Genomic DNA, 9,445 nt, shown 5'->3' with positions numbered 1-9,445 from the left:
CGTCGAGGCCGTTGAGGGTGACGGGATTGTTGACCGGCGGCACGACCGGCGCCGGTGGATTACGATCAGGTGTTCGGCCGCTCGGCGCCGCGCTCGCTGGAGATCGGCTTCGGCATGGGCCACTCGCTGCTGGAAATGGCCGCGGCGGCGCCGGAGCAGGATTTCATCGGCGTGGAGGTTCACCGTCCGGGTGTCGGCGCGCTGCTCAACGGCGTGCTGACCCAGGGCCTGAGCAACGTCCGCGTCTACGACTGCGATGCGATCGAAGTGCTCAACCGCTGCGTGGCCGACAACAGCCTCGACCGCCTGATGCTGTTCTTCCCGGATCCGTGGCACAAGAGCCGCCACCACAAGCGCCGCATCGTCCAGGCCTCCTTCGCGGAGCTGGTGCGCAGCAAGCTGAAGGTCGGCGGCATCCTGCACATGGCCACCGACTGGGAGCCGTATGCCGAATACATGCTGGAAGTGATGAACGTCGCCCCGGGCTACCGCAACCTCGCCGAAGACGGCAAGTGCGTGCCGCGCCCGGCCGAACGGCCGATCACCAAGTTCGAACGCCGCGGCGAACGTCTTGGGCATGGCGTTTGGGACCTGAAGTTCGAAAAGCAGGCGTAAGCCATCGCAATAAAAAAGTGGGAGCCAATGGCTCCCACTTTTTTAGCTGCACCCGGACATTACACCGCAGAAAGAAATTCCGCCGGCACCCGCTCTGTCAACCAGACACCATTCTCGGCCTGATAGAACTTGAAGCCTTGCTCCTGCATCCGCCGTGCAGCGACTTTCAGAATCACGACCGTTCCATAACGTTGCCCAACCGCCGAAGCAGTGGCGGTTTCCTGGGACAAATGCACGTGATGGCGTGATCCCGGGATCAATCCCTGCTCGTTGATCGAGTCCATGAAGCGCGTCGCCGTGCCGTGGTATAGCGTTTCCGGTGGCTGCTTTTCTTCGAACTGAAGCTCTACGCTTTTCGTCGAGTGCCCCTGAACCGCACGAATCGACTGACCGTCGGCGGAGATCGAAAAGCGCTTCTTGTCACTGCTCGCCACGACGTTTTCGATCAGTGCGCGATCCAGCGTTCTGCCGTCCCGCGCCGCGCCATCGATCAGAGTGTCGATGTTCGTCCAGCCTTCAGAGTCCAGCGTCAGGCCGATCGCCTGCGGCTCGTGTCGCAACACATAGCTGAGGAATTTGCTTGTTTCGTCCAGCCGTTTCTTGCTCATGAACTTCCCTGTCGGTTTTCAATGCGCGGTCAGCGGCGATCCGCGACCACGCCGATCAAAACGAGCACCACCAGCAGCACCGGCGCCAGGCTGTAGTTGTTGAACTGGCTCAGGCCCTTGACCACCCACGGCGTGGCGTAGATCAGCGCCGCGCCGCTGCCGATCATGCACAGCAGGGCCATCAGCGGGACGCGCAGGGCGCCGGCGATGCTGCCCAGGCGTTGCTCGACCCAGCCCTTGAAGTCGGCGCCGAACAGCACCAGCAGGCAGCCCACCAGCGCCAGGGCGATTTCCGAAAGGTTGCTGCGGCTCCACCGGGAGACGGTGGCGAGCAGGTCGAGTATCAGATCCATGCGGGTTTCCTTAGGGCTGAAATCAGCTCAGAAATGTCTGCAGCAAGTCGTTGAGAAAGAGTTGTCCGCGCTCGGTGGCCGCCAGACGTGACGGTTCGACCTGCAGCAGGCCGCTTCGTTCGGCCTCGCGACGGCCTTCGGCCAGCGTCTCCAGCGGCAGGCCGGTGCGTTCCGGGTACAGGCGCGATTCGACGCCGGCGGTCAGGCGCAGGGCGTTCATCAGGAATTCGAACGGCATTTCGTCGTCGGTCAGGGCCTTCTCGCCGGCCTGAAAGCTTTTGGCCGGGTTGAGGTAGTCCTTCGGCAGACGGGTTTTCCAGGTACGCACGATGCGCCCGTCCGGATGGCTGAGCTTGCCGTGGGCGCCGGCGCCGATGCCGATGAAGTCGCCGAAGCTCCAGTAGTTGAGGTTGTGCCGCGCCGCCCGACCGGGCTGGGCGTAGGCCGAGACTTCGTACTGCGCGTAGCCGTGTTCGGCCAGCAGCGCTTGCCCGGCTTCCTGGATGTCCCACAGGGTGTCGTCTTCCGGCAGCACGGGCGGCTGGTTCCAGAACACCGTGTTCGGCTCCAGCGTCAGCTGATACCAGGAAATGTGCGTCGGCTTCAGGGCGATGGCCTGGCGCAGGTCGCTCAGGGCGTCGTCCAGGGACTGGTCCGGCAGGCCGTGCATCAGGTCGAGGTTGAAGTTGTCGAACCCGGCCTGGCGGGCCATGCCGGCGGCGCGCACCGCTTCGTCGCCGTTGTGGATGCGCCCCAGGGCCTCAAGCTTCTGCTGCTGGAAGCTCTGGATGCCGATGGACAGGCGATTGATCCCCAGGGCCCGGTAGGCCACGAACTTCTCTTGCTCGAAGGTGCCGGGGTTGGCTTCCAGGGTGATCTCGATGTCGTCGGCGAAGCGGATGCGTTGCTTGACGCCTTCCAGCAGGCGGCCCAAGGCCTCGGCGCTGAACAGGCTCGGCGTGCCGCCGCCGAAGAAGATCGAGCTCAGCTCGCGGCCATGCACCGCGTCAAGGTCCTGGTCGAGGTCGGCCAGCATCGCATCGACGTACTCTTGTTCCGGCAGCACTTGGGTGGCGGTGTGGGAGTTGAAGTCGCAGTACGGGCACTTGCGCACGCACCAAGGGATGTGGATATACAGCGCCAGGGGCGGCAGCGTCGGCAGCGGGGCCCGGGGCGAAGCGGCGCCGCCGCCGAAGATCAGCGGCGACGCGGGACGGCTGTCGGTCATTTCAGGCCCAGACGCTGGCGCAGCAGATCCATTGCGCGGGCGCGGTGGCTGATCCGGTTCTTGTCCGCCGGGGTCAGTTCGGCGCTGGAGAGGTTGCGCTCCGGCACCCAGAACAGCGGGTCGTAGCCGAAGCCGTGCTCGCCGCTGGCGGCGGTCAGGATCCGCCCGTGCCACAGGCCTTCGCAGAGGATCGGCAGCGGATCGTCGGCGTGGCGCACCAGCGCCAGCACGCAGACGAACTGGGCGCCGCGCTCGGCTTCAGGCACCTCCTTGAGGGCGTCGAGCAGCTTGGCGTTGTTCGCCGCATCGCCCTGGCCGTCGGCGTAGCGCGCCGAATAGATGCCCGGCGCGCCGCCGAGGAAGTCCACCGCCAGGCCCGAGTCGTCGGCCAGCGCCGGCAGGCCGGAGATGCGTGCGGCGTTGCGGGCCTTGAGGATCGCGTTCTCGACGAACGACAGGCCGGTCTCTTCCGGCTCCACGCTGCTGAACTCGCCGATCGAGCGCAGTTGCACCGATTCGCCGAGCATGGCCTGGAGTTCCTTGAGTTTGCCGGCGTTGTGGCTGGCCAGCACGAGTGTGTTGAGGTTCATCATTCGCCGGGGAAAAGCTCTTGGTTGAAGTTGATGGTGTCGACCTTGTCGCCGGTCTGCACCTTGATCTCGAAGGTGCGGGTTTCCTGCTGTTCCACCGGGAACTGGGCGATGTAGTAGATCGCGCCCTGTTCGGTGATCTGGCGGAACTTGAGCGGCACGCTCTGGCTGGTCAGGTCCTTCACCGTGCCGCTGACCTGGGCGATCACCGGTTTGTCGGCCTTGATCACCGAGACGTTGATCACGCCCTGGTTCTTGCTGCGGACCAGCTCGGCGGCCTTGGCGATGTCCGGCGTCAGGTAGGTGGAGTTGAAGGTGTTGTAATGCACGGTGACATCGCCGAACACTTCCTTGCGTTCACCCTTGATGGCGTCGGCGGCCACGGCCGACAGGCTCAGGCAGGCGGCCAGCAGTGCGGTAATCAAGCGTTGCATGATCGTTCTCCTCGAATTGGCGTGGTTCAGACCGCGACCTTATGGTCCTGCAGCCCTGGGCTGCTGACGCGGTAGATACCGATCTCACCTAACAGATTAGGCCATAGCTTACTGGCCCACCCGTGACGGTGCTGTTGATCCACGGCAAGCCGATCAATGACCTTCGCCTCACGTTCGCGGCAAAGTTCCTCAAAGTCCTCGAAGGTGCAGAAGTGGATGTTCGGCGTGTTGTACCAGGTGTACGGCAGGAACTCGGACACCGGCATCCGTCCCTTGCTCGCCAGGTACCAGCGGCAGCGCCAGTGGCCGAAGTTGGGGAAGGTGATGATGCACTGGCGGCCGACCCGCAGCATTTCGTCGAGGATCCTGTCCGGGTAGTGCACGGCCTGCAGGGCCTGGGTCATCACCACGATGTCGAAGCTGTTGCTGGCGAAGTTGCCCAGGCCCTTGTCCAGGTCCTGCTCGATGACGTTGATGCCCTTGGCCACGCACTCGGCGATGTTGTCCGGGTCGTTTTCCAGGCCGTAGCCGGTGACCTGCTTGTGGTCGCGCAGCCAGGTCAGCAGCTCGCCGTCGCCGCAGCCGAGGTCGAGCACGCGGCTGCCGGCGGGGATCCATTCCTGGATGATTTCCAGATCAGCTCTCATGGCTTTCTCACAACGTGATTCGGTTCATGTAATTGCCGAACGCCTGCAGATAGCGCGGGATCGGAATCAGGAAGGCGTCGTGGCCCTGGGGCGCGTCGATCTCCAGGTAGCTGACGTCCTTGCGCGCCGCCATCAGTGCGTCCACCAGTTCCCGCGAGCGGGCCGGGGAGAAGCGCCAGTCGGTGGTGAACGACATCACGCAGAACTTGGCCTTCGCGCCTTCGAAGGTTTTCGCCAGGTTATCGTCGAAGTTCGCCGCCGGATCGAAGTAGTCCAGCGCCTTGGTCATCAACAGGTAGGTGTTGGCGTCGAAGCGTCCGGAGAACTCTTCTCCCTGATAGCGCAGGTAGCATTCGACCTGGAACTCGACGCTGTGGAAGTCGTAGTTGAGCTTCTCGCTCTTGAGGCCACGGCCGAATTTCTCGCCCATGGAGTCGTCGGACAGGTACGTGATGTGCCCGACCATCCGCGCCAGCATCAGGCCGCGCTTGGGGATCACGCTGTGTTCCTGGAACGAGCCGCCATGGAACTCCGGGTCGGTGAGGATCGCCTGGCGCGCCACTTCGTTGAAGGCGATGTTCTGCGCCGACAGCTTGGGCGCCGAGGCGATGGCCAGGCAGTGGCGCACGCGGTCCGGGTAGGTGATGGTCCATTGCAGCGCCTGCATGCCGCCGAGGCTGCCGCCGATCACCGCCGCCCACTGCGTGATGCCGAGCCGGTCGGCCAGGCGCGCCTGGCTGTGCACCCAGTCCTCGACGGTGAGCACCGGAAACTCGGCGCCGAACGGCTTGCCGGTGTCCGGGTTGACGCTGCTCGGGCCGGTGGAGCCGTTGCAGCCGCCGAGGTTGTTCAGGCTGACCACGAAGAACTTGTCGGTGTCGACCGGCTTGCCGGGCCCGATGCAGCTGTCCCACCAACCGGGCTTGCGGTCGTCGGGGCTGTGGTAGCCGGCGGCGTGATGGTGGCCGGACAGGGCGTGGCAGATCAGCACGGCGTTGCTCGCTTGCGCGTTCAGCGTGCCGTAGGTTTCGTAGATCAGGTCGTAGGCGGCCAGCGAACGGCCGCAGGCCAGGGCCAGCGGTTCGCTGAAGTGCGCCGTTTGCGGCGTCACCAGACCAACAGAATCGGGGGGAAAGGCAGCTGGCATCGACCCTGCTCTCGTTGAAATGAGGCGTAAGTCTAAAGACCGGTGGGGTCAGCGGCAAGCAACCGTCGGGGCTGATTTCACCCGTTGGACGGGCGTTGCGAAGCCCCGCATCGGAATTTTGGTGCCGCTCGAACGGTGGGAGCCGGCCTGCTGGCGATGGCGCCTTCGCTGACGCCATCGCCAGCAGGCTGGCTCCCACAGGAATCTCGGTCTAATGCTGCCGGGCCGGTGGGTCAGGCCGGACGCGCCAGCCCCGGCAAGTCGGGCAACGTCTTGGGCGAGCAGACCCGAACCCGCTTCTGCCGGTTCAGCTCGCCGGCGACCAGGCTGACCTGGCTCTTGGAGACCCCGAACGCCTTGGCCAGGAAGCCCATCAGGTAGGCATTGGCCTTGCCTTCGACCGGCGGCGCGGTCAGGCGGATCTTCAGGCGGTCGCCGTGCAGCCCGGCGAAGTCATCGCTGCGGGCTGCAGGTTGCAGGTGGCATTCCAGGATCAGGTCGTCGCCGTCCCAGCGGAACCAGGCCATCAGATCAGGCCGAACAGTTCCCGCGGCATCAGGGCGTAGAAGGCCAGGCGCGGGATCAGCCAGCTCTGCAGCAGTTGCAGGACGATGAAGGCGAAGATCGGCGAGATGTCCAGGCCGCCCAGGTTCGGCACCAGGCGGCGGAACGGCGCGAGCACCGGCTCGGTGATCTGCTGCACCAGCTCGGCGCCGGGGTTGTGGCTGCCCGGCGCGACCCAGGACAGCACCACGCTGATGATCATGGCCCAGAACAGGATCTTCAGGAACAGCGCGAAGAGGCCGATCAGCGCCCACGGTACCAGGAACAGCACATCGACCTTGAACCCGCTGAGCAGCAGGATCACGGCGAACAGCAGCATCTGCACCACGAGGGCCAGCACCAGCGACGACATGTCCAGGCCGAACAGGCTCGGAATGAACCGGCGCAGCGGCTTGAGCAGCGGTTGGGTGGCCTTGACCACGAACTGGCAGAGCGGGTTGTAGAAGTTCGCCCGCACCAGTTGCAGGATGAAGCGCATCAGGACGACCAGCAGGTACAGGCTGCCCAGGGTCTGGATCACGAAAATGGCAGCGTCGTTGAGTCCAAGCATTGTTGATTCCTTATGAAGTGCTGATCAGCGGCCCAGTTGCTCGGCCATCTCGGCCGAACGGTGCGCGGCGGCGCCGAGGGCCTTTTCCACCAGGGCTTCGAAGCCGTCGGCCTGGAACGATTTGATGGCGGCTTCCGTGGTGCCGGCCGGCGAGGTCACGCGGCGGCGCAGCTCGGCGGCGTCGACATCGCTGGAGACGGCCATGTGCGCGGCGCCCAGGGCGGTCTGCAGGGTCAGGCGCTCGGCGGTTTCCTTCGGCAGGCCGAGCTTGACGCCGGCGGCGGTCATGGCTTCGATCAGCAGGAAGAAGTAAGCGGGGCCCGAGCCGGACACGGCGGTGACGGCGTCCAGCTGCTGCTCCTGCTCCAGCCACAAGGCAATGCCCACGGCGGACAGCAGTTCTTCGGCCTGCTGGCGCTGCGCGGCGCTGACGGCGGCGGTGGCGTACAGGCCGCTGACGCCCTGGCGCAGCAGGGCCGGGGTGTTGGGCATGCAGCGCACGATCGGTTGCTCGCCGAGCCAGGCGGTCATGCTGGCGCAGGTGATGCCGGCGGCGATGGACACCACCAGCTGGTTCGGCTTGAGGCTCGGGCGGATCGCTTCGCACACGGCCTTCATGGCCTGGGGCTTGACCGCCAGCACCACCACGTCGGCGCCGTCGATGGCCTGGGCGTTGTCGGCGAAGGTCTCGATGCCGTGTTCGGCGCTGACCCGGGCGCGGGTCTCTTCGCCCGGATCGCTGGCGCGGATCCGCGCCGCTTCCAGACCCTTGGCCCGCAGGCCGCCGATCAGGCTGGCCGCCATGTTGCCGGCACCGATAAAGGCAATGCGTGTATCGCTCATGTCAGGTCCTTATTGAGAAATGTGGCCGTAGTCGCGGGCGCCGAACAGGGCGGTGCCGATACGGACCCAGGTGGCGCCCTGGGCGATGGCCGACTCGAGGTCGTGGCTCATGCCCATGGAAAGGGTGTCGAGGGGCAGGTCGAGGCTGGCCTGCAAGCGCTGCACGGCGGCGAAGGCGGCGTCCTGGGCGGCCCGGTCTTCGGTCGGCTCGGGGATCGCCATCAGCCCGCGCAGCTTCAGGCGCGGCAATTGGCTGATGGCCTGCGCCAGGGCGGGCAGGTCGGCCGGGGCGCAGCCGGACTTGCTGGCCTCGCCGCTGACGTTGACCTGGATGCAGATGTTCAGCGGCGGCAGGTCAGCCGGGCGCTGCTCGGACAGGCGTTGGGCGATTTTCAGGCGATCCACGGAGTGCACCCAGGCGAAATGCTCGGCGATCGAGCGGGTCTTGTTCGACTGAATGGGGCCGATGAAGTGCCAGATCAAGGGCAGGTCGGTCAGTTCCTGCTGCTTGCCCAGGGCTTCCTGCAGGTAGTTCTCGCCGAAGTCCCGCAGGCCGGCGGCATAGGCGTCGCGCAGGGCCTGGGCGGGTTTGGTCTTGCTCACGGCCAGCAGCCTGACGCTGTTTTCGGCGCGTCCGGCGGCTTGGGTCGCTGCCTGGATGCGCGACCCGACGTTGAAAATGTTGTCTGCTATCGTGGACATCAAGAGGCGCCGGCGGTCTGAGGGTTCGCGGCATTCTACTGGAATTGGGGGACGCTATGGATATCACCGAACTGCTGGCCTTCAGCGCCAAACAGGGCGCTTCCGACCTGCACCTGTCGGCCGGCCTGCCGCCGATGATCCGCGTGGACGGCGACGTGCGGCGGATCAATCTGCCGGCGCTGGACCACAAGCAGGTGCACGAACTGATCTACGACATCATGAACGACACCCAGCGGGTGGACTTCGAGAAACATCTGGAAACCGACTTTTCCTTCGAAGTGCCCGGGGTGGCGCGGTTCCGGGTCAATGCCTTCAACCAGAACCGGGGCGCGGGCGCGGTGTTCCGCACCATCCCGTCCAAGGTGCTGACCATGGAAGACCTGGCCATGGGCGACGTGTTCCGCAAGATCACCGACGCCCCGCGCGGGCTGGTGCTGGTGACGGGGCCCACCGGTTCAGGCAAGTCCACCACCCTGGCGGCGATGATCGACTACCTCAACACCCACCGTCACCATCACATCCTGACCATCGAAGACCCCATCGAATTCGTCCACGAATCGCGCAAATGCCTGATCAATCAGCGCGAAGTCCATCGCGATACCCGCAGTTTCGCCACGGCCCTGCGTTCGGCGCTGCGCGAAGACCCGGACGTGATCCTGGTGGGCGAGATGCGCGACCTGGAAACCATCCGCCTGGCGCTGACCGCCGCCGAGACCGGGCACCTGGTGTTCGGCACCCTGCACACCACTTCGGCGGCGAAGACCATCGACCGGGTGGTGGACGTGTTCCCCGGCGACGAGAAATCGATGGTGCGCTCGATGCTGTCCGAGTCGCTGCTGGCGGTGGTGTCGCAGACGCTGATCAAGAAGATCGGCGGCGGGCGGGTGGCGGCCCACGAGATCATGCTCGGCACCTCGGCGATCCGTAACCTGATCCGCGAGGACAAGGTGGCGCAGATGTATTCGGCGATCCAGACCGGCGGGTCGCTGGGGATGCAGACCCTGGACATGTGCCTGAAGGAGTTGGTGACCAAGGGCTTGATCAGCCGCGAGCATGCGCGGGAGAAGGCGCGCACGCCGGACAATTTCTGAGGGGAGAATGTGGCGAGGGAGCTTGCTCCCGCTGGGTTGCGCAGCGATCCCATGAGGGAGTCCTGCGGCCTCC

At 65.3% G+C, this 9,445-nt stretch carries 12 protein-coding genes and 1 pseudogene; 2 read left to right on the top strand and 11 right to left on the bottom strand.

All coding sequences use genetic code 11. The annotated features are described in order from the left end of the window. Window positions 1-57 precede the first annotated feature (57 nt). Window positions 58-615, top strand: a pseudogene (trmB, locus tag ACIP0B_RS11255) (tRNA (guanosine(46)-N7)-methyltransferase TrmB); the annotation flags it as partial. Between the two features lie 59 nt (window positions 616-674). Here the strand turns inward: trmB and ACIP0B_RS11250 are convergent. From ACIP0B_RS11250 to ACIP0B_RS11200, 11 genes are all read right to left on the bottom strand, one after another. After that, entirely contained in the window at window positions 675-1,223 is a 549-nt protein-coding gene (locus ACIP0B_RS11250; protein WP_400831913.1) for an RNA 2'-phosphotransferase, read from the bottom strand. 29 nt (window positions 1,224-1,252) lie between these two features. Beyond that, complete coding sequence (locus ACIP0B_RS11245) at window positions 1,253-1,576, bottom strand: DUF3392 domain-containing protein (RefSeq protein ID WP_011336381.1); 324 nt, start codon at window positions 1,574-1,576, stop codon at window positions 1,253-1,255. A 22-nt stretch (window positions 1,577-1,598) separates the two neighbouring features. Then, a complete protein-coding gene (gene hemW / locus ACIP0B_RS11240; protein WP_400831912.1) occupies window positions 1,599-2,804 on the bottom strand; it encodes a radical SAM family heme chaperone HemW in 1,206 nt (401 codons plus the stop codon). Next, window positions 2,801-3,397, bottom strand: a complete 597-nt coding sequence (gene rdgB / locus ACIP0B_RS11235) for an RdgB/HAM1 family non-canonical purine NTP pyrophosphatase (protein ID WP_400831911.1) — start codon at window positions 3,395-3,397, stop codon at window positions 2,801-2,803. Before rdgB ends, hemW begins: the two co-directional genes overlap by 4 nt. Continuing rightward, window positions 3,394-3,828 carry a DUF4426 domain-containing protein gene (locus tag ACIP0B_RS11230; RefSeq protein WP_400831909.1) on the bottom strand — a complete coding sequence of 145 codons (435 nt, stop codon included), beginning with the start codon at window positions 3,826-3,828 and terminating at the stop codon, window positions 3,394-3,396. The genes rdgB and ACIP0B_RS11230 overlap by 4 nt, the downstream gene beginning before the upstream one ends. A 26-nt stretch (window positions 3,829-3,854) precedes the next feature. Next, window positions 3,855-4,475 carry a methionine biosynthesis protein MetW gene (gene metW / locus ACIP0B_RS11225; protein WP_400831908.1) on the bottom strand — a complete coding sequence of 207 codons (621 nt, stop codon included), beginning with the start codon at window positions 4,473-4,475 and terminating at the stop codon, window positions 3,855-3,857. A gap of 7 nt (window positions 4,476-4,482) precedes the next feature. Continuing rightward, on the bottom strand, window positions 4,483-5,622 hold the full coding sequence (locus ACIP0B_RS11220; RefSeq protein ID WP_400831906.1) for a homoserine O-acetyltransferase: 1,140 nt from the start codon (window positions 5,620-5,622) through the stop codon (window positions 4,483-4,485). 233 nt (window positions 5,623-5,855) lie between these two features. After that, complete coding sequence (locus tag ACIP0B_RS11215; protein ID WP_400831905.1) at window positions 5,856-6,149, bottom strand: DUF167 domain-containing protein; 294 nt, start codon at window positions 6,147-6,149, stop codon at window positions 5,856-5,858. Further along, entirely contained in the window at window positions 6,149-6,736 is a 588-nt protein-coding gene (locus tag ACIP0B_RS11210) for a YggT family protein (protein ID WP_400831903.1), read from the bottom strand. The genes ACIP0B_RS11215 and ACIP0B_RS11210 overlap by 1 nt, the downstream gene beginning before the upstream one ends. A 24-nt stretch (window positions 6,737-6,760) precedes the next feature. Next, window positions 6,761-7,579, bottom strand: a complete 819-nt coding sequence (proC, locus tag ACIP0B_RS11205) for a pyrroline-5-carboxylate reductase (RefSeq protein ID WP_400831902.1) — start codon at window positions 7,577-7,579, stop codon at window positions 6,761-6,763. Between the two features lie 9 nt (window positions 7,580-7,588). Beyond that, on the bottom strand, window positions 7,589-8,281 hold the full coding sequence (locus ACIP0B_RS11200; RefSeq protein ID WP_400831900.1) for a YggS family pyridoxal phosphate-dependent enzyme: 693 nt from the start codon (window positions 8,279-8,281) through the stop codon (window positions 7,589-7,591). Window positions 8,282-8,337: 56 nt separating this feature from the next. On the opposite strand from ACIP0B_RS11200, the gene ACIP0B_RS11195 reads away from it, so the two are divergent. Beyond that, the gene (locus tag ACIP0B_RS11195) at window positions 8,338-9,372 is read left to right on the top strand and encodes a type IV pilus twitching motility protein PilT (protein ID WP_085580846.1); all 1,035 of its coding nucleotides are present in this window, start codon (window positions 8,338-8,340) and stop codon (window positions 9,370-9,372) included. The last annotated feature ends 73 nt before the right edge of the window (window positions 9,373-9,445 follow it).

This window comes from Pseudomonas sp. NPDC089534 (genome assembly GCF_044749305.1).
Classification (GTDB): domain Bacteria; phylum Pseudomonadota; class Gammaproteobacteria; order Pseudomonadales; family Pseudomonadaceae; genus Aquipseudomonas; species Aquipseudomonas ekonensis.
Note: the sequence above shows the minus strand (reverse complement) of the source record. Positions and strands in the feature narration are given on the sequence as shown.

What these genes read in the sequence shown, in the direction of transcription:
- ACIP0B_RS11250 (WP_400831913.1), bottom strand. Translation starts at nt 1,223, where the DNA reads ATGAGCAAGAAACGGCTGGACGAAACAAGCAAATTCCTCAGCTATGTG.
- ACIP0B_RS11245 (WP_011336381.1), bottom strand. Translation starts at nt 1,576, where the DNA reads ATGGATCTGATACTCGACCTGCTCGCCACCGTCTCCCGGTGGAGCCGC.
- hemW (WP_400831912.1), bottom strand. Translation starts at nt 2,804, where the DNA reads ATGACCGACAGCCGTCCCGCGTCGCCGCTGATCTTCGGCGGCGGCGCC.
- rdgB (WP_400831911.1), bottom strand. Translation starts at nt 3,397, where the DNA reads ATGATGAACCTCAACACACTCGTGCTGGCCAGCCACAACGCCGGCAAA.
- ACIP0B_RS11230 (WP_400831909.1), bottom strand. Translation starts at nt 3,828, where the DNA reads ATGCAACGCTTGATTACCGCACTGCTGGCCGCCTGCCTGAGCCTGTCG.
- metW (WP_400831908.1), bottom strand. Translation starts at nt 4,475, where the DNA reads ATGAGAGCTGATCTGGAAATCATCCAGGAATGGATCCCCGCCGGCAGC.
- ACIP0B_RS11220 (WP_400831906.1), bottom strand. Translation starts at nt 5,622, where the DNA reads ATGCCAGCTGCCTTTCCCCCCGATTCTGTTGGTCTGGTGACGCCGCAA.
- ACIP0B_RS11215 (WP_400831905.1), bottom strand. Translation starts at nt 6,149, where the DNA reads ATGGCCTGGTTCCGCTGGGACGGCGACGACCTGATCCTGGAATGCCAC.
- ACIP0B_RS11210 (WP_400831903.1), bottom strand. Translation starts at nt 6,736, where the DNA reads ATGCTTGGACTCAACGACGCTGCCATTTTCGTGATCCAGACCCTGGGC.
- proC (WP_400831902.1), bottom strand. Translation starts at nt 7,579, where the DNA reads ATGAGCGATACACGCATTGCCTTTATCGGTGCCGGCAACATGGCGGCC.
- ACIP0B_RS11200 (WP_400831900.1), bottom strand. Translation starts at nt 8,281, where the DNA reads ATGTCCACGATAGCAGACAACATTTTCAACGTCGGGTCGCGCATCCAG.
- ACIP0B_RS11195 (WP_085580846.1), top strand. Translation starts at nt 8,338, where the DNA reads ATGGATATCACCGAACTGCTGGCCTTCAGCGCCAAACAGGGCGCTTCC.